The sequence below is a fragment of the Streptomyces sp. NPDC087859 genome (assembly GCF_044742595.1).
Taxonomy (GTDB): Bacteria; Actinomycetota; Actinomycetes; order Streptomycetales; family Streptomycetaceae; genus Streptomyces; species Streptomyces canus_F.
This window is the reverse complement of the sequence record NZ_JBIUUU010000011.1, coordinates 43,016-66,600: the sequence shown is the minus strand read 5'-3', so window position 1 is coordinate 66,600 and position 23,585 is coordinate 43,016. Positions and strand designations below refer to the sequence as shown.

Sequence of the window (23,585 nt, the reverse complement as noted above, 5' to 3'; positions counted from 1 at the left end):
AGTTTTGTGCTGGAGTCCGGGAAGTGCCCTGGCGGAAGGGGACAGCGATGGGACGCGCGGTCGGGATCGATCTGGGGACCACGAACTCCGTGGTGGCCGTCCTGGAGGGCGGCGACCCCACAGTCGTCGCCAATGCGGAGGGGGCCAGGACCACACCGTCGGTCGTGGCCTTCGCCAAGAACGGCGAGGTGCTCGTCGGGGAGGTCGCCAAACGGCAGGCGGTGACGAACGTCGAGCGGACGGCCCGTTCGGTGAAGCGGTACATGGGGGACGGGAGCTGGCGCTTCCCGGACCAGGGGGATGTCGACGGCACCCGCTACCGGGCGCAGGAGCTCTCCGCGCGGGTCCTGCAGAAGCTGAAGCGGGACGCCGAGTCCTATCTCGGCGAGGACGTCACCGACGCGGTGATCACCGTCCCGGCGTACTTCGACGACGCTCAGCGCCAGGCCACCAAGGAGGCCGGGGAGATCGCGGGCCTGAACGTGCTGCGGATCATCAACGAGCCGACGGCCGCCGCGCTCGCCTACGGCCTGGACCGGGGCGAGGAGCAGACCGTCCTCGTCTTCGACCTCGGCGGCGGCACCTTCGACGTCTCCCTGCTGGAGATCGGCGACGGTGTCATCGAGGTCAAGGCCACCAACGGCGACACCCATCTCGGCGGCGACGACTGGGACCAGCGGGTCATGGAGCACCTGGTGAAGAAGTTCCGGGGGCAGTACGGCGTGGACCTCGGCAAGGACAAGATGGCGCTGCAACGGCTTCGGGAGGGAGCCGAGAAGGCCAAGATCGAGCTGTCGAGCTCGTCGGAGACGACGATCAACCTCCCCTACATCACGGCCTCGGCAGAGGGCCCCCTGCACCTCGACGAGAAGATGACGCGCGCCCAGTTCCAGGAGCTGACCGCCGATCTGCTCGACCGCTGCACGACCCCCTTCCACCAAGCCGTCAAGGACGCCGGCATCAAGCTCTCCGCGGTCGACCACGTCATCCTCGTCGGCGGCTCGACCCGGATGCCCGCCGTCACCGACCTCGTCAAGGAACTCACCGGCAAGGACCCGCACAAGGGCGTCAACCCGGACGAGGTCGTCGCCGTCGGCGCGGCCCTCCAGGCCGGTGTCATCCGCGGCGACGTGAAGGACGTCCTGCTGCTCGACGTCACCCCGCTGTCCCTGGGCATCGAGACCAAGGGCGGCATCATGACCAAGCTCATCGAGCGCAACACCACGATCCCGACCCGTCGTTCGGAGATCTTCACGACGGCGACCGACAACCAGCCCTCGGTGGGCATCCAGGTGTACCAGGGCGAGCGGGAGATCGCCGCGTACAACAAGAAGCTGGGCGTCTTCGACCTGACCGGACTGCCGCCCGCGCCGCGCGGCGTTCCGCAGATCGAGGTCGCGTTCGACATCGACGCCAACGGGATCATGCACGTCTCCGCCAAGGACCTGGCGACCGGCCGCGAACAGAAGATGACGGTCACCGGCGGCTCGGCCCTGCCCAAGGACGACATCGACCGCATGATGCGGGAGGCGGAGCAGTACGCCGAGGAGGACCACAACCGCCGGGAGGCGGCCGAGACCCGCAACCACGCCGAGCAACTCGTCTACCAGACCGAGAAGTTCATCCGTGACAACGACGAACGCGTCCCCGCCGACACCAAGTCCGAGGTGGAGTCGGCGATCTCGGAGCTGAAGACGCTCCTGGAGCAGAACGCCGACACGAACGCGCTGCGCACCGGCGTCGAGAAACTCGCCACCGTCAGCCAGAAGATGGGCCAGGCGATGTACGCCCAGGCGCAGTCCGAACCGGCCGCCGGTCAGGAGCAGTCGGCGTCGTCCGAGTCGCCGGAGGAGGAAGGCGTGGTGGACGCGGAGATCGTCGATGACGAGAAGGACGACAAGGGCCGGAAGGGCGGCGCGGCCTGAGATTCCCTTTGTGAAGATGCTCCGTTCCACCTCGCCTGAGCGGCCCCGGCCCTCAATGCTGGTCGGTGGTAACGGACTTCACGGAGGGACGTGAGTATGGACGACAGCGGGAAGCGGCGCACAAGGCTGGCGGCTCTGGCGGCCGGGGCGCTGCTGGCAGGGGCGGCCGCCGCGGGCGTGCACGGGGTCGTGGACGCCCCGGAGAACCGGGACTTCTCCGTGGAGGCGGCCCCGGCCGGCCACCACGACAGCAGCACGGACGGCCACTACGACGGCGGCGCCGCCCCGGCCGGCCACGTCGACGGCGGCTGACGGACTACGCGCCCGTCTTCTCCCAACCCCGCCGCTCCGGCCGCGGCCCCAACTGCCTGGGGTCGCGGCTGCGGTACACGACATACGGGCGGAACAGGTGCTGCACCGGCGCGCTGAACATGTGCACCAGCCGGCTGTACGGAATGAACGCGATCAGCGCCATCCCGATGACCGCGTGGATCTGGTACAGCACCGGCACCCCCTCCATCCGGTCGATGTCCGGCCGGAGGGTGAACAGACTGCGCGCCCAGGGGCCGATGGACTCGCGGGAGTTGTAGCCGTCGCCGGAGGCGTGGGTGAGCTTGGCGATCATGCCCATCGCGATCGCGCCGAGCAGCACCAGGTACATGAGCTTGTCGTTGGCGGTCGTCGCCCGGAAGACGGGCGCCTTGGTCCGTCGACGGTATACGAGCAACAGGATCCCGCCGACCGTGAGCAGCCCGGCCGCCGTGCCGCCGTAGAGCGAGAGCAGGTGGTACGCGTGCTCGCCGACCCCGAGGCCCTCCGTCCACGACATCGGGACGAACAGGCCCACGAGGTGCCCGGCCAGCACGAAGAGAATGCCGTAATGGAACGCCGGCGAGGCGATGTTCAGCAGCTTCGACTCGTAGACCTGCGAGGACGACGTACGGCAGGGCGCCCCAGAGAAGTGTGCTCATGAGCGCGCCCCGGTGTGTGCGGTCGGCAGTGCGGCGCATACGGCGTTCAGCACGGACGCGTACGGAGTGCCGCAGGCGGTGAGCCGGGAGCGCAGCTGCTCCAGGCCGTCCCGGTGTTCGGTGAGCAGGTCGGTGCTGCCGGTGCGGGCCGCGAACTCGAGGACCGCGGGCAGGAAGTCGGGCAGTTCCTCGCCGGTGAACTCCAGTCCTGCGGCGCGGTAGACCTCCTTGAAGCGGACCAGCGACATACCGCGCCGGCGGGTGTCCCCGTCCTGCCACCAGCTCAGGTAGAGGCTGTGCCGGTTCTTGAAGTCGAAGACCTGGACATAGTGCGCGGCCAGCTCCTGCGGCGGGGTGAGAACCGCGTGGTCGACGAACTCCCGCAGCTGCGGGGCCGCTTCGCGCAGCAGGGGCAGCCGGGCCCGGAAGTCGTCGTCGGGGTACGTCAGACAGAGCGCGGCTGCCTGGTACAGCACGGCGTACGAGGGCATCAGACCTCCTCGGCGTCGGCCGGGTCGTCGGACGTCTGGCGTCTGCGCAGACCGTGGAAGTTCTCCACGGACACCACCGGCAGCAGCTTGCGGCCGGAATCCTGGCCGAACGGCCCGTCGCCGCCCATGCCCGGGCCGCCGTCGTATGCGAGGCTGCAGTCGTCCGGGATCGCCGACTCCTCCAGCCGGCGCGCGTCACCGACGGCCGCGGTCGGGATGACATAGCGGTCCTCGTACTTGGCGATCGCCAGCAGCCGGTACATCTCCTCGATCTCCTCGGGTTTCATGCCGACGGCCTCCGCGACCGACGGGTCCGGTTCCTCGCCGAGGTTGATCGCGCGCAAGTGGGCGCGCATCGCGGCGAGCTTCTCCAGGGACGACCGCACCGGGGCGGTGTCGCCCGCGGTGAAGACCTCCGCGAGGTACTCCAGCGGGATGCGGAGCGTGTCGATGGCGCCGAAGAGGTTCTGGGCGTCCTCGCCGTCGTGACCGGTCTCGGTCAGCGCGTCCACCACCGGGGACAGCGGCGGGATGTACCAGACCATCGGCATGGTGCGGTACTCCGGATGCAGGGGCAGCGCCACCTTGTACGTGCTGATCAGCGCCCGCACGGGGGAGCGGCGGGCCGCCTCCATCCAGTCGTACGGGATCCCGGCCCGGCACGTCGGTCTGGTCGCCGAAGACCTGCGGGGAGGCCACGGGCAGGTCGGCGTACCAGTCGTAGAACGACAGCATCGGGGCGCCGATCAGGGAGTGGAACCGGGCGCCCGCCGCGTGCGACACCATCGACATCGCGGGGATGGGGGAGAAGCCGTTGCCGCGGGCCCGCTGGTAGCGGCGGCGGCGCTCGGGGTCGTCCTGGATGTCCGCCCAGGCGAGGACCGGGTCGCCGAGACGGCCGAGGGCCTCGCGGTACATCTCGAGCAGGACACCGCGGACGTAGGAATGGCGCACCCGGGTGGGGGAGTACGTGTACCAGGAGAAGGCGGCGCCCCGGGGGCAGCCGCGCGGCTCGTACTCGGGGCGGTCGGGGCCGACGCCCGGGTAGTCGGTCTGCTGGGTCTCCCACGTGATGATGCCGTCCTTGACATACACCTTCCAGCGGCACGAACCCGTGCAGTTCACGCCGTGCGTGGAGTTCACGACCTTGTCGTGGCTCCAGCGGTCGCGGTAGAAGGCGTCCGCCTCGCGGCCACCCGTCAGCCCGATGCTGTGCAGGTCGGACGAGGGCGTGCCGGGCCGGAAGAACCTACCGGCCCGCAGCAGCGCCGCACCCGGCTCCAAGGGCGGTGTCTGGGTGTCGGTCACATGCGCTCCCTTGCTTGCCCGTGCCTCTCGAAGCTAGGGCTGGGCAGGGGAGCGCACCCGTCGGCGACACCCGTTCGGGTCAGGTCACGCCTTGCGGGCGACCCCCGCGTAGACCGGCACGATGCCCTCCGCCTGGGCGGCCACGTCCTCGGGGCCGGGGCGCCAGCCGGAGACCGGGATCACGCCGGGGCCGAGCAGCTCCAGACCGTCGAAGAACCGCGAGAACTCCGCCAGCGACCGCGGGTGGAACGGTGTGCCGCCGGCCCGGAAGTGCTCCGTGGCCTTGGCGATCGCCTCCGGGCTGAGGTCGGGGGTGACCTGGGACAGGATCACGAAGCTGCCGGGCGCGAGCTCGGCGACGTACCGCGCGAGCAAGCCGTACACGTCGTCGCCGTCGGGCTCGTCGTCCAGGTAGTGGGTGAGCGCCACCAGGGACAGCGCGACGGGCCGCGCGAAGTCCAGGGTCTCCGCGGCCAGCCGCAGGATGGTGCCGGGGTCCCGGACGTCGGCGTGCACATAGTTCGTGGCGCCCTCGGGGGCGCTGTGCAGCAGTGCCTGGGCGTGCCTGAGGACGATCGGGTCGTTGTCGGCGTACACGACCCTCGACTCGGGGGCGACCTCCTGGGCCACCTGGTGGAGGTTCGGCTCGGTGGGGATGCCGGTGCCGATGTCCAGGAACTGGCGGATCCCGGCCTCGGCGGCCGTCCGCACCGCCCGGTGCATGAACCGGCGGTTGGCGCGCGCCCCGCGCACCGCGGTGCCGTCCGACGCCAGGATCCTGCGGGCCAGCGCCTCGTCCACCGGGTAGTTGTCCTTGCCGCCCAGCCACCAGTCGTACACCCGCGCCGGATGCGGCCGGCTGGTGTCGACGGTGGTGGGCGCGGCTTCGGATCCGGATCCGGTCATGCGGTGTCTTCTCCTCGGTGCGCGGTGCCTGACGGGGTCTGCTCGGGAGTCGTCGGGGGAGGGCGGGAAGGTTGCCGTGCGCGGCCCGAGTGGTGCGTGGCTCAATAGGTCGCGCGGCGCTCCAGCAGGAGCTTCTTGGTGCGCTCGGCCGACGCGGCGCGCGCCGTCATGTGGTCCAGGACCTCCAGATGCGCGGAGACCTCCGCGCGCGAGTCCAGGTACAGGGCGCCGGTCAGATACTCGGTGAACGCCATGTCGGGCAGTTCCGGCTCGGCGAAACGGAACAGCGAGAAGGGCGCGTACGTCCCCGGGTGCGGGCCCGCGGCGAACTCCGCGATCTGCAGGGTGACCCGGTCGCGCTCGGCGAACTCCAGGAGTCTGTCGAGCTGTTCCCGCATGATCTCGCCGCCCTGCCCGACCGGCCGGCACAGCACCGTCTCGTCCATGATCACCCACAGGTGGGGCGGATCGGGCTTCTCCAGAAGCTGCTGCCGGGTCATCCGCAGGGACACATGCCGCTCGATGGTGTCGGAGCCCAGCTGTGCGATCGTGCCCGCCTCCATGACGGCGCGGGCGTACGCCTCGGTCTGCAACAGGCCGGGCACGAAGTGCGGTTCGTAGGAGCGGATGAGGCGGGCGGCACCCTCCAGGCTCACGTACAGGCTGAACCAGTCCGGCAGCACATCGTGGAACCGCTGCCACCAGCCCGGCTGGTTCGCCTCCTCGGCCAGCGCGACGAAGGCGTCCGTCTCCTCCTCCGCGACGCCGTACGTGGACAGCAGCAGCTGCACGTAGGGGATCTTCAGCGCGACCTCGGCCATCTCCATGCGCCGTACGGTCGCGGGCGCCACACGGAGGACCTTCGCGGCCTCCTCGCGCTTGAGCCCGGCCGCCTCCCGCAACTCCTGGAGCCGTCTGCCGAGCACCACCTGACCCACGGTGGGCGCAGGCCGCCGCTCACTCACGCCACGCCTCCCCTACGCGCCGAAGTACGCAGGGCAGTGTGTCATGTTCCGCCGTCGGTCTCACAGGGTCCGGGGTGAGGCGCTCGCCACGTGTGGCATGACGTCAGGGGTAATCGACCGGCCGGGCCCGGGGCGGGATCGTGGTGACACCGGGTTCCGGGCCGGCGCACTCCGGTCCGGAACCCGGGTCCCGCCGTTCCTCACAGCCCCAAATCGACCCCGTCGGAGGGTGATTCGCCATGTCCGCCACCCAGCTGTCCGCTCTTGTCCGCACCGGCGACCCGCACACCGCGCTGCGGCGCTTCCTCGCCCTCGACGCGGTCGTCACCGGCGCGAACGCCCTCGCCTACCTGGCCCTCTCCGGGCCGCTGGGCCGCCTGTTGGGGGTCGGCTCCACGCTGCTGCTCGCCCTCGGGGCATTCCTGGCGGTGTACGCCGCGGCCGTCGCCCTGCTGGCCTCCCGGGCCCGGCCCGCCGCGCTGCCGGTCCGGGCCGTCGTCGAGATCAACCTCGCCTGGACCACGGTGAGTTGTCTCGCCCTGGCCCTGTGGCTCACCCCTTCGACGGCGGGCGCCGTGTGGACCGTCGTGCAGGCCTTCACCGTCGCGGGGTTCGCCGTCCTCCAGTACATGGGGCTGAAGGCCCGTCAGGACATCAGTGACTGAAGGTACTTGACCGTCGCCGGGTCGGCCGGGAGGAACGTCTCGATGGCCAGCTCGGCGACGGTCACGTCCATGGGGGTGTTGAAGGTGGAGATGGAGGAGATGAACGACAGCACCCGGCCCTCGTGCTCGATCAGCATCGGGAGCGCGAAGTACGGTGCCTCCTCCAGCGGTTCACCGGAACCGGTGTCCGGCACGGGATACGCCGCCACCTCCTCGTACAGCTCCCGCAGCGGCCGCGAGCGGTGCAGCGCGATCTGCCGCTCCATCTGCGCGAGCAGATGCCCGCGCCACTCACCGAGGTTGCGGATCCGGGGGGCCATGCCCTCGGGGTGCAGGGTGAGCCGCATCGCGTTCAGCGGGGGTTCGAGCAGCGACTCCGGGATGCCGTCGAGCAGCATGAGGATGCCCCGGTTGGCCGCGAGCACGTTGTACATCGCGTCCAACACCAGTGCCGGATAGGGCTCGTAGCCCTGGATCAGCCGCTCCATGCCCGTCCGTACGGAATCCAGCGCCGGGTCGTCCAGCGGGGTCTGCGCATAGCGCGGGGCGTAACCCGCCGCCAGCAGCAGCGCGTTGCGCTCCCGCACGGGGACGTCCAGATGCTCGGCCAGCCGCAGCACCATCTCCTCGCTCGGCCGGGAGCGGCCCGTCTCGATGAAGCTGATGTGCCGGGCGGAGGAGTCGGCCCGCAGCGCCAGCTCCAGCTGACTGACCCGGCGCTGCTCGCGCCAGGCCCGCAGCAGGGGGCCGACGCCCTTGTCGGCGGCAGTGGTGGTCATACGAGGACCGTAGACGACGAAGGGGCACACCGGGGAAGAGAACCCGGCTGACCAGGGCTTCGGTGGGCTCCGTGTGGCACGCTGAAGGAGAATCCGCAGTCCAGGAAGGAGCAGCGTCATGCCCCTCGAACCGCTGTCGCAGAAGGACATCGAGGACCGGCTCGCGGAACTGCCGGGCTGGTCGCTCGACGGGGACCGCCTTGCCCGTTCCTACCGTCTGTCCTCGCACTTCGCGGCCACGGCGATGGTCGTCCACATCGCCCGGGTCCAGGAGGAGCTCGACCACCACTCCGACCTCACGCTCGGCTACAACACGGTGTCCCTGACCGTGAACACGCACAGCGTGGGCGGCGCGGTGACCGAGAAGGACTTCGAACTCGCGCAGAGGGTGGAGGCGCTCGCCCCCGGCCACGGAGCCCGGTGAGGTGCTGGACTACGACAAGGAGGCCGACGCCTACGACATCACCCGCGGCGGCGAACCTCGCGCCGCCGCGGCCGCCGACGCCGTCCTGGGCCTCGTCCCCGAGGGCGCCCGCCGCCTGCTCGACGTGGCCTGCGGCACCGGGATCGTCACCCGGCGGCTCGCGAGGGCACGGCCCGCGCTGCGGGTGGCGGGCGCCGACCTGACGTACGGCATGGCACGGATGGCCGCGGCCCGGCTGCCGGGGACGATCGTCCTCGCGGACAGCCGCCGGCTGCCCTTCCCCGACGGGGTGTTCGACGCGGTGACCAGTGTGTGGCTGCTGCATCTCGTCGACGACGCCGAGGACGTGCGCAGCATCGTCGCCGAGTGCGCGCGGGTGCTGCGGCCCGGGGGTGTGTACGTCACCACCGTCGACAAGGCCGCCGCGCACGACGTCGGCAGCGACATCGACGCCGTCCTCGCCCCGCGTCCCCGCCGGCCCGCCCCGGACGCCGAGCCCCGCGTCGAGGCGTACGCCGCCGCACAGGGCCTGGTCGACGCCGGGCGGGCCCGGTTTCCGGGCCGGGGGCAGGGCCGCAGCCCTCGCCGTACGGCAGCCGATCTGCGGCGCGGCTGGTTCACCCTGCTGCCGCCTGGCGACCCGCGCACCGACACGCTCGCCGCCCGCCTCGAAGCCCTGCCGGACCAGGACCGGCCGCGCGCCGACCCGGTGTTCGTGCTGCGGGCCTTCAGGAAGCCCGGGTGAACTCCATGACCCAGTTGGTCAGCCAGGTGCCCCCGCCGTCGAGCGAGAAGGCCTGCTCCCAGCGGGCCCCGGTGTCGCGGACGTCGGACCAGACGAAGCGGACCCGCACGTCCTTGCCGTCGTGACGGTCGTCGCCGTGGAACTCGCCGCGGTCGCCGTCGAACCGGCCGAAGACCGGTGGGAAGAGGGTGCCGCTGCGACTGGAGGCCCAGTTCAGCGACCACTGCCCGCTCTCCCGGTCGAACAGCCGCAGGGTCGCTCCCTTCGCGCCGAGATGCGGCATGTCGATCTCGTCGACGTTGGCGGCGCCGTCGAACAGCGGCCAGCAGCGGCTGGTCGCCCGGAACTCCTCCCAGGCGCCGGCCGGGTCGAGGAAGTCGGTGCGGCGGCGGTTGAGAACCTGCCACTCGCCGTGGAAGAAGTCGAAGTCGTGCGGGCTGCTCATGTGCGGTCCCCCGTGGTTCCCCCGGGCAGGGAGTCGGTCAAGTAGGCGGCCAGGTCCGGGACTTCGGGGGCCAGCAGATGCCGCACCCAGGCGTCCCGTTCGTGCAGGATCGGCGGGAGCTCCCAGACACAGCCGATCCAGGGCAGGTCGGGCCTGATGAAGTGGGTGGGGTCGCGGTCGGGGCAGCCGAGCACGGGCTGCCCGGCACAGGCGCCGCGGAAGTGCAGGACGTTGTCCCACACCCAGCTGTAGGCGTTGAGGTAGGCGCCGTCGTCGCCGCCCCGGTGCAGGACGACGAAGGTCGCGGGCGGGGTGTCGTCCGGCTCCGGCAGCAGCTCCGGGAGGATCTCGTACGCCGCCTTCTCCACGTCGGGCGCGATGCCCGCCGGGTCGGCGGTGACGTGGTAGCGCTTGATGTGCCGGCCGGCCACCTCGATGGGTGGGGGGACGGTGAGGAGTTTCTCGGTGAAGCTCATGCCGGGACGCTAGGACCGCTTCACTGACATCCTCTGTCAGTGAAGTCTGGGATTCTGTGGTGGTGAAGTCCAGTCGGCTCGTCTCGATCCTGCTCCTGCTCCAGACCCGGGGGCGGATGACCGCCGCCCAGCTCGCGGAGGAGCTGGAGGTGTCGGTGCGTACGGTCTACCGGGACGTGGAGGCGCTGAGCGCGGCCGGGGTCCCGCTGTACGCCGACGCGGGCCACGCCGGCGGGTACCGCCTGCTCGACGGCTACCGCACCCGTCTGACCGGGCTCACCGCCGACGAGGCCGAGGCGCTGTTCCTCGCGGGCGTGCCCGGTCCGGCCGCCGAGCTCGGGCTGGGTTCGGTGCTGGCGGCGGCGCAGCTCAAGGTGCGGGCGGCGCTGCCGGTGGAGCTGCGGGCGCACGCCGACCGGATCAGCGGGCGCTTCCATCTGGACGCACCCGGCTGGTACGCGGAGGCGGAGGAGACGCCGTATCTGCCGACGGTCGCCGACGCGGTGTGGAACAACCGTGTACTGAATATCGTATACCGTCGATGGCGTGCGCCGACCGATGTGGAGCGTCGGCTGGAACCGTACGGGCTGGTGCTGAAGGCGGGGCGCTGGTACGTCGTCGCGGGACCGGGGCCGCGCACCTTCCGGGTCGACCAGATTCTCGAACTCGCCGTGGCGGACGGAGAGTTCACGCGTCCCGACGACTTCGACCTGGCCGCGTACTGGGCGGCCCACCAGCGGGACTTCCACGAGCGGCTGTACCGGGGCGAGGCGGTGGTGCGGCTGGCGCCGGGCGTGACGCTCGCCAGGGCGGCCGACGTCCGTGCCGACGACGACGGGGGGACTGTGGCCACCGTCCCCATCGAGTCCGTCGACCACGCCCTCGGGGAGTTCCTGCGCATGGGCACGGACATCGAGGTCCTCCAGCCGCCCGAGCTGCGCGAGCGGCTCGCCCGCACGGCGGCGGAACTGGCCGAAATGTACGGCAACCCCGGCGCGCGCGGCGGCCACTGAGGAACGGAATCCGCACGTCCTCACGGACCCCCGGTCCGTCCTCCCAGGAGGTACGTCTCGTGCAGCACCCGCACCCGCAGCCGCCCCCACGCCGCAGACGAAGGGCCGTCCTGTCCGCGCTCACCGCCGCCACGGCGCTCGTCGCCGCCGGCCTCACCCAGCTCGCCACCGGCACGGCCGAGGCCGCGACCGCCCGGCAGGTGGAGGCACTCGACCGCGGCGTCGTCAGCGTCCACACCGACGCCGGCAACCTGGTCAGCTGGCGCTGGCTCGGCACCGACCCGAACGACGTGTCGTTCAACGTCTACCGGGCCGGTACGAAGGTCAACTCGACGCCCGTCACCGGCTCCACCAACTACTTCCACTCCGGCGCCCCCTCCCAGGCCGACTACACGGTCCGCGCGATCGTCGGCGGTGCGGAGCAGGCCGACTCGGTGCACGCGATCCAGTTCCGCACCGGCTACAAGGACGTACCGATCAGCCCGCCCGCGGGCGGTACCACCCCCGACGGCGTCGCCTACACCTACGAGGCCAACGACGCCTCCGTCGCGGATCTCGACGGTGACGGGGCGCTGGACTTCGTGTTGAAGTGGCAGCCCACCAACGCCAAGGACAACTCCCAGTCCGGCTACACCGGCAACACGATCCTCGACGGCGTCAAGCTCGACGGCACCCGGCTGTGGCGCATCGACCTGGGCCGCAACATCCGTTCCGGCGCGCACTACACACAGTTCCAGGTGTACGACTACGACGGCGACCGCAAGGCCGAGGTCGCCGTGAAGACCGCGGACGGGACCGTCGACGGGACGGGCGCGGTGATCGGCAGCTCATCGGCGGACCACCGCAACTCCAGCGGGTACGTCCTGTCCGGACCCGAGTACCTGACCATGTTCAACGGCCAGACCGGCAAGGCGATGCAGAGCGTCGACTACGTGCCGGCCCGCGGCACGGTGAGCTCGTGGGGAGACGCGTACGGCAACCGCGTCGACCGCTTCCTCGCGGGCACGGCGTATCTGGACGGCGCCCGGCCCTCGCTGATCATGGCGCGGGGCTACTACACCCGTTCGGTGCTCGCGGCCTGGGACTGGCGCAACGGAACCTTCACCCGCCGCTGGACCTTCGACACCAGTTCCTCCACCAACTCCGGCAAGGGGTACGACGGTCAGGGCTCGCACAGTCTGTCCGTCGGGGACGTCGACAACGACGGCAAGGACGAGATCGTGTACGGCGCGATGGCCGTCGACGACAACGGCAACGGTCTGTGGACCACGAAGACGGGCCACGGCGACGCGCAGCATCTGGGCGACCTGGACCCGTCGACGTCCGGCCTGGAGTACTTCAAGGTCTCGGAGTCGGCCTCCCAGCCCGCCGAGCTCTACATCAACCCCGCGACAGGAGCGGTCCGTTGGAAGCTGGCCGCCTGCTGCGACAACGGCCGTGGCGTCGCGGGTGACATCTACGCCGGCAACGACGGCGCGGAGGTCTGGTCCGCCTCCGACTCGTCCATCCGCGACGAGGGCGGCGCGACGAAGGGCCGCGAACCGTCGTCGGTCAACTTCCTCTCCTGGTGGGACGGCGACACCACCCGCGAACTCCTCGACGGCACCCACATCGACAAGTACGGCACCTCCTCCGACACCCGCCTGCTGACCGGCGCGAGCGTCCACTCCAACAACAGCACCAAGGCCACCCCGTCGCTGTCCGGCGACCTCTTCGGCGACTGGCGCGAGGAGGTCGTCTGGCCGACCTCCGACAACACGGCCCTGCGGATCTACTCCACGCCGTACGAGACCACCACGAAGATCACGACCCTGCTCCACGACACCATGTACCGCACGGGCCTGGCCTGGCAGAACACCGCCTACAACCAGCCCCCGCACCCGAGCTTCTTCATCGGCAACGGCATGCCCACGGCACCGCGGCCGACGGTATACACGCCCTGACCGACCCACGACGAGGCCCCGTCCGTGATCGGACGGGGCCTCCTCGTGCGCGGTTGGCTCAGAGGACCGTGCAGGACTGGTCACCCAGCTTGAACGCCGTAGGTTTCGTGTTCGACCCCGACCAGTTCCCCGTGAAGCCGAAGCTCACCGAGGAGCCCGCCGCCACGTTCGCGTTCCAGGTGACGTTCCTCGCCGTCACCGCCGAACCCGACTGGGTGTACTCGGCGTTCCACAGCTGGCCGATGGTCTGGCCGCCCGGGAAGGACCAGCCGAGTGACCAGCCGCTCCAGGCGCTGGAGCCGGTGTTGCTGAGCTGGACGTCCGCCTGGAAGCCGCCCGACCACTGGTTCGTGATCTTGTACGTCACCGCGCAGGCACCCGTGGGCGTCGGCGTGGGGTCGGTGCCGCCACCGCCACCACCGCCCGCGTCGGAGGAGTCGCCGTAGATGACACCACGGCCGTTCGTCGACACATAGACCCGGCCGTACACCCGCGGGTCACCGGTGATCGACGCGCCCGTCCAACCCCACTGGTGGGCATCGTCGTTGATGCGCGTCCAGGTCGAACCCTGGTCCGTGGAACGGAAGATGCCGCGCACACCCCCGATCTTCGCGCTGGTGTAGAGGGTTTGGTACGACGCTCCCGTCGCCGCCTTGCCGAAACCGATGGCGTCGGCCTGCTCGACGTCGGAGAGCTTGGTGAAGGACGTACCGCCGTTCGTCGAGTGCCACAGGCCGTACGCGCCGTCCGTCGCGCCGCCCGCCAGCCACACATCGCCCTTGGTGCCGGGCAGGGCCTTGAAGCGGACGCTGTCGCCGCTCGGGAGCCCGGTGGCCGCCGAGGCCGTGAAGGTCGCGCCGCCGTCCGAACTGACGTAGAACTTCCCGGACTTGAAGCCGTAGAAGGTCTTCGCGTCGACCCGGTCGGACTCGACGATCGCGCCGGCCGGGATTCCGCTCGACGCCGCCCAGGACGAGCCGAAGCCCGTCGCGTACTGCACACCGGTGCCCTCCGGGCTCCACACGAAGCGGCTGCCGTCGGACGCCGCAGCGACCGTACCGCCCCCGCTGACCCCCGAAGGGTCGGTCCCGGCGAACCAGTTGGCGCCGTTGTCCGTCGAGAACGCGATGTGCGGACCCGAGTCGAGGTTGCCGACCCGCACGACCGTGTTCGGGTTGGTCTCGGCGAAGTCCAGGCTCGTCGTCGTGGTGAAGTTCGGCTGGGTGTACATCATCGACGGCACCTTGGCGAGATCCGTGTGCCGGAAGCCGCCGATGTCGCCCAGGCCGCTGAAGAGCTGGGCACCACCGGACGGGGGAGAGGCGAGGTCGAGGACCGCGGTCTCCTCCAGGCCCTGCACCATCGGCTTGATGGTGAACTGGCTTCCGCTGTCCCAGTTCCCCAGGTTCTCCGTGCCGTAGACCGTCGCTCCCGTCCCGTACATCATCCGGTCCGAGTCGAACGGGTCGATCTCCAGCGCCTCCGTCATCCAGCCGAGCTTCGGCGACTGCTCGGGCGGTGAGGGGTTGGCGCCCCAGGTCAGCCAGGGCGAGGACGACACGTCCATCGTGTAGCGGTTGGAACGGCTGGGATACGACGTGTAGTCCCAGGCCTTCGTCCAGGTGGCGCCGCTGTCGGTGGAGCGGAAGATCTGGGTGTCCGGCCACCAGGAGCTGTACGCCGTCGCCATCACCGTGCCCGGATCCTGCCGGTCGACGGTCAGCCCGCTGAAGCCGTAGTACGTGTCTGCCTCGGCGACCGGGCTGATGTCCGTCCACGTGCCGGTCGAGGTCGCGTACCGCAGCAGCCGGCCCTTGCCACCGTCGTACGGACCGCCCTTGTCGCTGTATGTGATGTACAGATAGCCGTTGGCGGTATCCAGTACGCCCTTGTGCGCGAGGTATCCGGTCGGCTGCCCGGCCAGCCGCGACCAGCTCGCGCCCCCGTCCGTCGAGCGGTAGACCGCGTTGTCCTTGTCGGCCACCCCGACGTAGATCGTCTGCGTCGCGTTGCCCGAGGTGCCCGTGCGCTCGTCGAAGGTGACCCAGACGATGCCCTGGTTGTCACTGGCGTAGCCGGACGTGTCGCTCGGATCCTGTACGTAGTTGCCGACGTTGGGGAAGTTCGCCACCTGCAACCAGGTCACGCCGGAGTCCGTCGACCGCCACAGCCCCTTGCCGCTCGGCGCGCCCAGGTACAGCACGCTGTTCTTGTTCGGGTCGATCGCCAGCCGCTCGCCCATGCCGCGCCCCGGCATGTTGCCGCCCAGCTTGAACGGCAGATCGGTCTTCTGCCAGCTCGCGCCCCGGTTGGAGGAGCGCAGGATCGCCCCGTTCCCGGGGTCCCAGCTGTTGGTGTACGTGCCGACCGCCGCGTACACCCGGTCCGGGTTCACGGAGTCGGTGGCCAGGCTCGCCACGCCCGTGTGCCCCCAGTCGTCCCAGCCGACGGAGTCCAGCAGGGGCGTCCAGGTCTTGCTCGACTGCACCCAGCGGTAGGCGCCGCCGATGTCGGTGCGGGCGTAGGCCAGGTTCTTCTCGCTGCGGTTGAAGACGATGCCGGGGACGAATCCGCCGCCGTCGATCCGGGCGTTCTTCCAGGTGTAGGTGTCGGCGGCGAGGGCCGTTCTCGGACTGTCGGCGGCCAGTGCGGGCGGGGTGCCCGCGAGCAGGCCGGCCGCGAGCGCCAGCACGGCCGTGAGGATGCGTGTTCTTCGCACGGGGGTCCTTTCCGGGACGTGGGGGGAGGGAGGAGGGGGAGGTGCGAATAGCAAGCGCTTGCCATGTGGGGTGAGAGGTGCCGGGCGACCCCCAGTGCGGGAGGGGGCCGCCCGGCGAGTCGGTCTCGCCGTCAGGTGGCGAGACCTCGTACGCGGAGCCTTCAAGCGGTTCCGGAGAAGGGGCGGTGCCCCCGCGCCCTGTCAGGGGCGCGGGGAACTGCGCGATCAGCCGCAGACGGCCCGCACTCGGACCACCGGCCTTCTCGTGGAACGCTTCGCGGGGGCTATTCGAGAAGCTCCGCGTACGAACCCATGGCCAGGGCGATGTCCGCCTGGGCCCAGAACCGGTGGTACGTGAACGACGGCACCGCACCGCCCGCGAGATACGCCTCGATCTTCGACCAGGCCGGATCGTCCTCGTAGAACGACCGGATCGAGTCGAAGGTCGACGACGAGTTGATCGCGTCGCCGTTCGGCATGGTGCCGGTCCAGCCGCTCGGGATGTAGACGCCGTCGTCGAACCGGTTGTAGTCGGCCCGGTTCTCCGGCACCGCGATGCCCAGTGCGTCCTGGTGGTTGTCCCACATGCCGTCCAGGAGCGCCTTCGCCGTCGTCGCGGCAGCCGTGTCACCGGAGCGGTCCGCGTAGTACGTCAGGGTCTTGGCGTACGCGGCGGCCACACCGACGTCGTTGGTGTAGTCGGCGACGGTGACGTGAAGTCCGCTGTTGGAGCCGGGACTTGATGCGTTCCAGGTGTCGGGCTGGCCCGACCACTGGAGGGTCGACGGGATCTGGTAGGTGCCGTCGGGGTTGATGGTGGTGTGGTCCAGTGCCCAGTCCACCCACTTGTCGAGGACGGTCTTCGCGGCCGCGTTGCCCGTCTGCTGGTAGTACTCGGCCACCCGCTCCATCGACCACGCCTGGAAGCCGAACCACTGGTTGGACGGCGGGTCGTGGTAGACGGGCTGCTGGTCGTAGTACATGCCGTAGAAGGTGGACTTGCCGGCCGGCGGGGTCGCGTAGCGGCCCGCCCAGCTGTTGGTCGCACCGCCCGCGATGGCTCCCTCGTTGGACTGGAGCCAGCGGTAGAACTCGATCTGCCGGGTCAGCGAGGTGCCCCAGTCGGCGGCACCCGTGCTCGACTTCGGCTTCAGGTCGGCGTAGGCGCTCAGCGCGTACGCGGCCATCGGGTTCTGGTAGCCGCCGTGCGCATGGCTGGAGCCGATGCGCCAGGCCCAGCCCGCCGAGGTGTCGGTGGCGCCGCCCCAGGCGTAATACCAGGACATCAGGTACATCGAGGCGTCCTTGCCGGTCCCGGCCGCACAGGTGGTCGGTCCGACGCAGTTGCCGATCTTCTTGAAGTACTTGTCGTACATCGAGTAGCGCAGGTAGTCGCCCATCTTCGCGGCCTTGGCGACGGTCGCGGAGATCTGGCTGCCCTTGCCCTGGGCGTCGGCCCACTTGTCGGCCCAGTACGCGGCCTGCACCGCACGTGCGTCGGCGTCCGGGGCGTTGGTGAACTTCCACTGCTTGGCGTAGGAGGCATCACCGGTGAAGAGGTCCAAGTACCCGTTCTTGCCACCGTACTTGAAGGCATCACAGGTCGGCTGCGGCACCGTCTCCCACACCGACTCCTGCGCACCGCGCTGGAAGGTGTTGATGTACGACGGGCCGGTGTCCGTCGGACCCGCCTCGCACTTGCCGGGCGCGTTGCCGTAGCCGTAGACGTTGTCGACGTCCTGCAGCCAGTGCATGCCGTAGACATCGTCCGTACCGTAGGCGCTCTTCAGTTCACCGGCGATCGGATCCGAACCCACCGACACCCCGGTGTCCAGCTTCGCCGGATACTCGTTGGGCGTGTCCAGCTCGGGCGCGTAGGTCGCCGGCTTCGAGGCGTTGTAGAAGGAGTTGGTCGGCTGGTCGGCGTGCGTGGGGATCATGTACTTCTCCATGATGTCCCAGGCACCGTTGAACTTGGTCCAGTCGCCGGTCACCTTGCCGTACATGGCCTGCAGCCAGAGCAGGTAGCTGTACGCCTCCGACGTGGTCTCGTGACCGTGGTCCGGCGCCTCGACGATCAGCGTCTCCACCGAGTGATAGGGGATGCCCTCGGGTGAGAAGTAGCCGTTCGCCGGATTGGTGATTTTGCCGTACAGCTCAAGGAAACGGGCGTCGTACTCGCCCGCCGCCTCGATCTGTGTGACCGTCACCGACGCCTTGGCGTGCCCGGTCGCCGTCGACTCGAAGGTAGCGGCTCCGGTGCCGGAGGAGTCGGCCGTGATGGTCACGTTCTGGGCGGTGTTCCAGTTCGACGGGGTGAAGGTCAGGGAAGCCCCGCCGGTCACGGACAAGCCCGAGTTGCCACTGGCGCGGGCGGTCGTCACCGTCACGTTCGCGGACGGCTGCGTCGACAGCTTCACCCCGAACGTGCCCGTCTCGCCCTGTTGGACGGCGAGTTGGGTCGCGGAGGCCACGATGGCGGGGCCCGAGACGACCGTGATGCCGACCGGTGTGGACTCCGCCGACGCGCCCAGGCTGTCGTACGCCTTCGCCAGCAGGGAATGACTGCCCACGGTCAAACTGGAGGCGGAGAGCGAGTACGGCGAGGTCGTGTCGGTGCCGAGCAGCGTGGTGTTGTCGTAGAACTCCACCTTGCTGATCGTCGCGCCGTCGGCGGCCGCGGCGGTCGCCGCGAGCGGGACGGCGTTGCCCTGCGTGTAGACGGCGCCCGCTGCCGGGCTGGTCAGCACGGTGATGGGCGGCTGGTGCGCGCCGGTGCAGGTGGTGCCGTTGATCGCGAAGGACGTCGGGGCGGCGTTGGTGCCGCTGTAGCTGAACTGCGCGCCGGTGGAGACCGCGGCGCCGGCCGCGATGTTCCCGTTGTAGCTTGCGCTGTTCACCGTGACCGTCTGGCCGGACTGGGACCACGTACCGTTCCAGCCGTTCGACAGCTTCTGGTTGCCGGCGTAGGCATACGTCAGGGTCCAGCCACTGATGGCGTCCGTACCGCGGTTCGTGATCGTCACGTCCGTGGTGAAGCCGGAGCCCCAGTCATTCGTCTTGTAGTCGACGCTGCACTGAACTGCCGCTGCCTGTGCGGGAGTTGAAGCCACACTCAGCATGGCGAACGGCAGAGCCAGGGCGGCCGTGACAGCCGTCCATAAGCGCCGGACAGTCCGGCGTCTCCTTCTCGGTGCCATGTGCTGGTTCCTCCTTGCGGCTCGGAGAAGTCAAGGCTTGAACCAGTGGGAGCGCTCCCATAGTGAGGATGAGGGTGTGAGGGGTCAAGATGCTTGAAGAGTCGAAAAGATTCGATGAATGTGGTTGAGGAAAAGTCAAGTGACTCCTCTGTTCTTTGCCGTCACTTGGCGCTAACTTCGGTGACACCAGTGGGAGCGGTTCCATCAGTCGACGCGTCGGTCACGGCGCGCTGATCTGCAAGGAGTCGCTCATGCGACACCCCCCGCGTTCAGTACTTTTAGCCGTCGCCGGCGCCGTGGCCCTCCTCGGGTCCGTGTCGGTGCCGGTGGTCACGGCGTCGGGAGCCACCCCCGCGTGCACGGTGGAGTACTCCGTCACCAGCCAGTGGGAGTCCGGCTTCCAGGGTGCCGTGACGATCACCAACAACACCGCCGCCGTGAGCAGTTGGAGTCTCACCTTCGACTTCGCGGGCGGACAGAAGCTGGGCCAGGGCTGGAACGCCAGGTGGTCCCAGTCCGGTACGACGGTCACGGCGGCCAACGAGAGCTACAACGGTGCGCTCGCCACCGGCGCGAGCGTCAGCGCCGGGTTCCTCGCCTCCGGGACGGGGAGCAACGCCGTACCGACCTCGTTCAAGCTCAACGGCACGACCTGCAACGTCGACGCGGACCCCTCGCCCATGCCGACGCCGACACCAACCGATCCACCGGATACCGGCGACGGTGTACCGCCGACTCTGCGGGCCGCCGGGAACAAGCTCGTGGACGCCGACGGCACCACCCGTCGTCTGCTCGGCGTCAACCGCTCCGGCGGCGAGTTCATGTGTGTGCAGGGCTACGGCATCTGGGACGGACCGGTCGACGACGCCTCGGTCAAGGCGATCGCCGACTGGAACGCCAACACGGTCCGCATTCCTCTCAACGAGGAGTGCTGGCTCGGCCTGTCCCACATCAAGCCGGAGTACGCCGGCAGCAACTACATCGACGCCGTCAAGGATCTGGTGGCGAAGGTGAAGGCCAACGGTATGACCCCGATGCTCGAACTCCACTGGTCCCACGGCCAGTACACGGGTAATTCCGCCGGCTGCTCCGACGTGCACGCCAGCTGCCAGAAGCCCATGCCGAACATGCAGTACACCCCGTCCTTCTGGACGTCGGTGGCCAACACCTTCAAGGACGACCCGACCGTCGTCCTCGACCTGTTCAACGAGCCCTACCCGGACCGCGCCACCCCCACGACCACCCAGGCGTGGCAGTGCTGGCGGGACGGCGGTACCTGCCCCGGCATCGGCTACGAGGTCGCCGGTATGCAGGATCTCGTCGACGCCGTACGGGCGACCGGCGCCGGCAACCTGATCCTCGTCGGCGGGATCGCCTACTCGAACGACCTCAGCCAATGGCTGACGTACAGGCCCGACGATCCGAAGAACAATCTCGCGGCCGCCTGGCACGTCTACAACTTCAACACCTGCGCGAACGAGAGCTGCTGGAACTCCCAGCTCGCCCCGGTGGCGGCCCAAGTGCCGCTGGTCGCCGGGGAGATCGGCGAGAACACCTGCGGTCACTCCTTCGTCGACCAGGTCATGAAGTGGTTCGACGACCGTGGCCTGTCCTACCTGGGCTGGACCTGGAACACATGGAGCTGCACCTCGGGTCCCGCTCTGATCTCCCGTTACGACGGTACGCCGACGGCGTACGGCATCGGGCTGCGCGACCACCTGCGCTCGCTCGACGGCTGACCGCTCACGCACCACCGAAATCCGAGAATCTCGCGACGGAGAAGGAAACCCGCACTCATGAGTCGTACCAGAACTGCGCTGCTCGCAGCCCTGGCCCTGGTCGCCGGGGCCTCCGGGACGGCGCTGGCCGTCAATCCGGCGGACGTCGGCGCGGCCGCCGTCCCCTGCACCGTGGACTACAAGATCCAGAACCAGTGGGGCACCGGCTTCACCGCCGCCGTGACGATCACCAACAACGGTGCCGCCAAGAGCAGTTGGGCGGTCAAGTGGGCGTACGCCGGCAACCAGCAGGTCACCAGCGGCTGGAACGCCAAGATCACCCAGAGCGGGACGGCCGTCACCGCCGCCAACGAGTCCTACAACGGCACACTCGCCACCGGCGGTTCGACCAGCTTCGGCTTCCAGGGCACCTACAGCGGCACCAACGCGATCCCGGCCACCTTCACCCTCGACGGGGTGACCTGCAACGTCGACGGCGGCGGCGGTCCGACGGACCCGACCGACCCGCCGGACCCCGGGACCGGAACCCGGGTCGACAACCCGTACACCGGCGCCAAGGTGTACGTGAACCCGGAGTGGTCCGCGAAGGCCGCCGCCGAGCCGGGCGGCAGCCGTATCTCCAACCAGCCCACCGGTGTGTGGCTGGACCGGACCGCCGCCATCAACGGCGTGAACGGCGGCATGGGCCTGCGCGACCACCTCGACGCGGCGCTCACCCAGAAGGGCTCCGGCGAACTCGTCGTCCAGCTGGTGATCTACAACCTGCCCGGCCGCGACTGCTCGGCCCTCGCCTCCAACGGCGAGCTCGGCCCGACGGAGATCGACAAGTACAAGACGCAGTACATCGACCCGATCAAGGCGATCCTCGCCGACTCCAAGTACGCCGGACTGCGGATCGTCACCACCATCGAGATCGACTCGCTGCCCAACCTCGTCACCAACACCGGCAGCCGTCCCACCGCCACCCCGCAGTGCGACGTGATGAAGGCCAACGGCAACTACCAGAAGGGCGTCGGCTACGCCCTCAACAAGCTCGGTGACGTCCCCAACGTCTACAACTACATCGACGCCGGCCACCACGGCTGGCTCGGCTGGGACGACAACTTCGCACCCAGCGCGGCCATCATCAAGGAGGCGGCGACCACCGAAGGCGCCACCGTCAACGACGTGCACGGCTTCATCACCAACACGGCCAACTACAGCGCCCTGAAGGAGAACAACTTCACCATCAACGACTCCGTGGGCGGCAAGTCCGTCCGTGAGTCCAAGTGGGTCGACTGGAACCGGTACGTCGACGAGCTGTCGTTCGCCCAGGCGTTCCGCAACCAGCTGGTCACCGCCGGCTTCAACTCCGGTGTCGGCATGCTGATCGACACCTCCCGCAACGGCTGGGGCGGCACCGCCCGGCCCGCGGGACCGGGAGCGATGACCGACGTCGACACCTACGTCAACGGCGGCCGCTACGACCGTCGTATCCACGTCGGCAACTGGTGCAACCAGTCCGGAGCCGGACTCGGTGAGCGCCCGAAGGCCAGCCCGGCCGCCGGGATCGACGCCTACGTGTGGATCAAGCCCCCGGGTGAGTCCGACGGTTCGAGCTCTGCCATCCCCAACGACGAGGGCAAGGGCTTCGACCGGATGTGCGACCCGACCTACACGGGCAACCCGCGCAACGGCAACAGCATGTCCGGCGCCCTGCCGAACGCGCCGCTGTCCGGGCACTGGTTCTCGGCGCAGTTCCAGCAGCTGATGACGAACGCGTACCCGCCGCTGTCGTAACACCGTGAACGCGGCTGCGAGACCGCTGTGACCGGTCGCGCAGGTCCCCCGCGCCCCTTCGGGGGCGCGGGGGACCGCCGGGTCCGGCAGGGGGACCGCCCCTCATCTTTTTGCCGTCCCGGCAACAGTGGTGGCCTCGCCACGGTGCGTCGGCGCACGCTGGCCGCAACCGGACGAGAGGCTGACCCCCATGGCGCACGACCACCACGACCACGCCCACGAACAGCGCGGCCACCACCACGACCATGCCGACATCGACTGGGCCGAGATGGCCCCGATGCTGGAGGAGCAGGCCGAGCTGTACATGCCGATGTACGAGCGGGCGATGGCCTGGCTCGCCAAGCGGCAGACCGAGCCCGGGTTGGTCGTCGACGCGGGCAGCGGACCCGGTGTCGCCTCCTGTCTGCTCGCGGAGAACTTCCCCGGCGCCCGGATCGTCGCCGTCGACGGCTCCGAACCGCTTCTGGAGCGGGCCCGCGACCGGGCGGACCGCCTCGGTGTCGCGGACCGGTTCGGCACCCTCACCGGTGAACTGCCCGGCGTGCTGGAGGAGTTGGAGTATCCGGCCGATCTGATCTGGGCCAGCTGGAGCCTGCACCACCTCGGCGACCAGCGGGCCGCCCTCGCCTCGTTCGCCGACCGGCTCGCGCCCGGCGGCACGCTGGCCCTGCTGGAGGGCAGCCTGCCCACCCGGTATCTGCCGCGCGACATCGGCATGGGCCGTCCCGGACTCCAGGCCCGGCTCGACGCAGTGCACGAGGACTGGTTCAGCGAGATGCGGGCCGGGCTGCCCGGCACCGTCGACGTGATCGAGGACTGGCCGGCGCTGCTGGCCTCCGTGGGCCTCAAGCCCACCGGCACCCGCAGCTTCCTGCTCGATCTGCCCGCGCCGACCACGGACCGGGCCCGCCATGTCGCCGTCAACACCCTGACCCGGATGCGCGAGGTCGTCGGCGACCGCCTCGACGCCGAGGACCGCGCCACCCTGGACCGGCTTGTCGACCCCGACGACAAGGCGAGCATCCACCACCGGCCGGACGTCTTCGTCCTGGCGGCACGCACGGTGCACACGGCAGCACGCGGGGTGTGACG

General features: G+C 69.7%; 19 protein-coding genes and 2 pseudogenes. 10 read left to right on the top strand and 11 right to left on the bottom strand.

The window, feature by feature from the left end; all coding sequences use genetic code 11:
* The first annotated feature begins 47 nt into the window (after nt 1-47).
* Nucleotides 48-1,925, top strand: a complete 1,878-nt coding sequence (gene dnaK / locus ACIOHP_RS26810) for a molecular chaperone DnaK (RefSeq protein WP_401891560.1) — start codon at nt 48-50, stop codon at nt 1,923-1,925.
* 90 nt (nt 1,926-2,015) lie between these two features.
* Nucleotides 2,016-2,237, top strand: a complete 222-nt coding sequence (locus ACIOHP_RS26805; protein WP_401891558.1) for a hypothetical protein — start codon at nt 2,016-2,018, stop codon at nt 2,235-2,237.
* Nucleotides 2,238-2,241: 4 nt separating this feature from the next.
* On the opposite strand, the gene narI is transcribed toward ACIOHP_RS26805, so the two are convergent.
* The 6 genes and pseudogenes from narI to ACIOHP_RS26775 all read right to left on the bottom strand — a co-directional run bounded on the left by narI (nt 2,242) and on the right by ACIOHP_RS26775 (nt 6,566).
* Nucleotides 2,242-2,826 carry a respiratory nitrate reductase subunit gamma gene (gene narI, locus ACIOHP_RS26800; protein ID WP_401891876.1) on the bottom strand — a complete coding sequence of 195 codons (585 nt, stop codon included), beginning with the start codon at nt 2,824-2,826 and terminating at the stop codon, nt 2,242-2,244.
* A gap of 66 nt (nt 2,827-2,892) precedes the next feature.
* The gene (gene narJ, locus ACIOHP_RS26795) at nt 2,893-3,387 is read right to left on the bottom strand and encodes a nitrate reductase molybdenum cofactor assembly chaperone (RefSeq protein ID WP_401891557.1); all 495 of its coding nucleotides are present in this window, start codon (nt 3,385-3,387) and stop codon (nt 2,893-2,895) included.
* Nucleotides 3,387-4,049: pseudogene (gene narY / locus ACIOHP_RS26790) on the bottom strand (nitrate reductase subunit beta); the annotation flags it as partial. The pseudogene narY and the gene narJ, both read right to left, overlap by 1 nt.
* Nucleotides 4,045-4,695 (bottom strand): annotated as a pseudogene (locus ACIOHP_RS26785) (nitrate reductase subunit alpha); the annotation flags it as partial. The pseudogenes narY and ACIOHP_RS26785, both read right to left, overlap by 5 nt.
* Before the next feature lie 84 nt (nt 4,696-4,779).
* Entirely contained in the window at nt 4,780-5,601 is an 822-nt protein-coding gene (locus ACIOHP_RS26780; RefSeq protein WP_361541098.1) for an SAM-dependent methyltransferase, read from the bottom strand.
* 101 nt (nt 5,602-5,702) lie between these two features.
* Nucleotides 5,703-6,566 carry a helix-turn-helix domain-containing protein gene (locus tag ACIOHP_RS26775; protein WP_401891556.1) on the bottom strand — a complete coding sequence of 288 codons (864 nt, stop codon included), beginning with the start codon at nt 6,564-6,566 and terminating at the stop codon, nt 5,703-5,705.
* A 239-nt stretch (nt 6,567-6,805) separates the two neighbouring features.
* Here ACIOHP_RS26775 and ACIOHP_RS26770 point away from each other — a divergent pair, with 239 nt between their 5' ends.
* The gene (locus tag ACIOHP_RS26770) at nt 6,806-7,231 is read left to right on the top strand and encodes a hypothetical protein (protein ID WP_401891554.1); all 426 of its coding nucleotides are present in this window, start codon (nt 6,806-6,808) and stop codon (nt 7,229-7,231) included.
* Here the strand turns inward: ACIOHP_RS26770 and ACIOHP_RS26765 are convergent.
* Nucleotides 7,213-8,010, bottom strand: coding sequence for a helix-turn-helix domain-containing protein (locus tag ACIOHP_RS26765; protein WP_401891553.1), 798 nt, complete (start codon nt 8,008-8,010; stop codon nt 7,213-7,215). The genes ACIOHP_RS26770 and ACIOHP_RS26765 overlap by 19 nt on opposite strands.
* A gap of 118 nt (nt 8,011-8,128) precedes the next feature.
* Here ACIOHP_RS26765 and ACIOHP_RS26760 point away from each other — a divergent pair, with 118 nt between their 5' ends.
* On the top strand, nt 8,129-8,434 hold the full coding sequence (locus tag ACIOHP_RS26760; protein ID WP_307023883.1) for a 4a-hydroxytetrahydrobiopterin dehydratase: 306 nt from the start codon (nt 8,129-8,131) through the stop codon (nt 8,432-8,434).
* 1 nt (nt 8,435) lies between these two features.
* The gene (locus tag ACIOHP_RS26755; protein ID WP_361541086.1) at nt 8,436-9,179 is read left to right on the top strand and encodes a class I SAM-dependent methyltransferase; all 744 of its coding nucleotides are present in this window, start codon (nt 8,436-8,438) and stop codon (nt 9,177-9,179) included.
* On the opposite strand, the gene ACIOHP_RS26750 is transcribed toward ACIOHP_RS26755, so the two are convergent.
* Entirely contained in the window at nt 9,163-9,624 is a 462-nt protein-coding gene (locus ACIOHP_RS26750; protein ID WP_401891551.1) for a hypothetical protein, read from the bottom strand. The genes ACIOHP_RS26755 and ACIOHP_RS26750 overlap by 17 nt on opposite strands.
* On the bottom strand, nt 9,621-10,100 hold the full coding sequence (locus ACIOHP_RS26745; protein ID WP_361541080.1) for a hypothetical protein: 480 nt from the start codon (nt 10,098-10,100) through the stop codon (nt 9,621-9,623). Before ACIOHP_RS26745 ends, ACIOHP_RS26750 begins: the two co-directional genes overlap by 4 nt.
* Before the next feature lie 62 nt (nt 10,101-10,162).
* Here ACIOHP_RS26745 and ACIOHP_RS26740 point away from each other — a divergent pair, with 62 nt between their 5' ends.
* Nucleotides 10,163-11,113 (top strand): helix-turn-helix transcriptional regulator, encoded by a 951-nt coding sequence (locus tag ACIOHP_RS26740; RefSeq protein WP_401891549.1) that lies wholly within the window; start codon nt 10,163-10,165, stop codon nt 11,111-11,113.
* A gap of 59 nt (nt 11,114-11,172) precedes the next feature.
* Nucleotides 11,173-13,056, top strand: a complete 1,884-nt coding sequence (locus ACIOHP_RS26735) for a rhamnogalacturonan lyase (RefSeq protein WP_401891548.1) — start codon at nt 11,173-11,175, stop codon at nt 13,054-13,056.
* Between the two features lie 58 nt (nt 13,057-13,114).
* On the opposite strand, the gene ACIOHP_RS26730 is transcribed toward ACIOHP_RS26735, so the two are convergent.
* Complete coding sequence (locus tag ACIOHP_RS26730; protein WP_401891546.1) at nt 13,115-15,775, bottom strand: cellulose binding domain-containing protein; 2,661 nt, start codon at nt 15,773-15,775, stop codon at nt 13,115-13,117.
* A gap of 284 nt (nt 15,776-16,059) precedes the next feature.
* Nucleotides 16,060-18,975 carry a glycoside hydrolase family 48 protein gene (locus tag ACIOHP_RS26725; RefSeq protein ID WP_401891544.1) on the bottom strand — a complete coding sequence of 972 codons (2,916 nt, stop codon included), beginning with the start codon at nt 18,973-18,975 and terminating at the stop codon, nt 16,060-16,062.
* 251 nt (nt 18,976-19,226) lie between these two features.
* Here ACIOHP_RS26725 and ACIOHP_RS26720 point away from each other — a divergent pair, with 251 nt between their 5' ends.
* From ACIOHP_RS26720 to ACIOHP_RS26710, 3 genes are all read left to right on the top strand, one after another.
* Nucleotides 19,227-20,714 (top strand): cellulase family glycosylhydrolase, encoded by a 1,488-nt coding sequence (locus ACIOHP_RS26720; RefSeq protein WP_401891542.1) that lies wholly within the window; start codon nt 19,227-19,229, stop codon nt 20,712-20,714.
* A gap of 57 nt (nt 20,715-20,771) precedes the next feature.
* Nucleotides 20,772-22,493, top strand: a complete 1,722-nt coding sequence (locus tag ACIOHP_RS26715; protein ID WP_401891541.1) for a glycoside hydrolase family 6 protein — start codon at nt 20,772-20,774, stop codon at nt 22,491-22,493.
* 190 nt (nt 22,494-22,683) lie between these two features.
* Nucleotides 22,684-23,583, top strand: a complete 900-nt coding sequence (locus tag ACIOHP_RS26710) for a class I SAM-dependent methyltransferase (RefSeq protein ID WP_401891540.1) — start codon at nt 22,684-22,686, stop codon at nt 23,581-23,583.
* The last annotated feature ends 2 nt before the right edge of the window (nt 23,584-23,585 follow it).

What these genes read in the sequence shown, in the direction of transcription:
- dnaK (WP_401891560.1), top strand. Translation starts at nt 48, where the DNA reads ATGGGACGCGCGGTCGGGATCGATCTGGGGACCACGAACTCCGTGGTG.
- narJ (WP_401891557.1), bottom strand. Translation starts at nt 3,387, where the DNA reads ATGCCCTCGTACGCCGTGCTGTACCAGGCAGCCGCGCTCTGTCTGACG.
- ACIOHP_RS26780 (WP_361541098.1), bottom strand. Translation starts at nt 5,601, where the DNA reads ATGACCGGATCCGGATCCGAAGCCGCGCCCACCACCGTCGACACCAGC.
- ACIOHP_RS26770 (WP_401891554.1), top strand. Translation starts at nt 6,806, where the DNA reads ATGTCCGCCACCCAGCTGTCCGCTCTTGTCCGCACCGGCGACCCGCAC.
- ACIOHP_RS26765 (WP_401891553.1), bottom strand. Translation starts at nt 8,010, where the DNA reads ATGACCACCACTGCCGCCGACAAGGGCGTCGGCCCCCTGCTGCGGGCC.
- ACIOHP_RS26760 (WP_307023883.1), top strand. Translation starts at nt 8,129, where the DNA reads ATGCCCCTCGAACCGCTGTCGCAGAAGGACATCGAGGACCGGCTCGCG.
- ACIOHP_RS26750 (WP_401891551.1), bottom strand. Translation starts at nt 9,624, where the DNA reads ATGAGCAGCCCGCACGACTTCGACTTCTTCCACGGCGAGTGGCAGGTT.
- ACIOHP_RS26745 (WP_361541080.1), bottom strand. Translation starts at nt 10,100, where the DNA reads ATGAGCTTCACCGAGAAACTCCTCACCGTCCCCCCACCCATCGAGGTG.
- ACIOHP_RS26725 (WP_401891544.1), bottom strand. Translation starts at nt 18,975, where the DNA reads ATGGCACCGAGAAGGAGACGCCGGACTGTCCGGCGCTTATGGACGGCT.
- ACIOHP_RS26720 (WP_401891542.1), top strand. Translation starts at nt 19,227, where the DNA reads ATGCGACACCCCCCGCGTTCAGTACTTTTAGCCGTCGCCGGCGCCGTG.
- ACIOHP_RS26715 (WP_401891541.1), top strand. Translation starts at nt 20,772, where the DNA reads ATGAGTCGTACCAGAACTGCGCTGCTCGCAGCCCTGGCCCTGGTCGCC.
- ACIOHP_RS26710 (WP_401891540.1), top strand. Translation starts at nt 22,684, where the DNA reads ATGGCGCACGACCACCACGACCACGCCCACGAACAGCGCGGCCACCAC.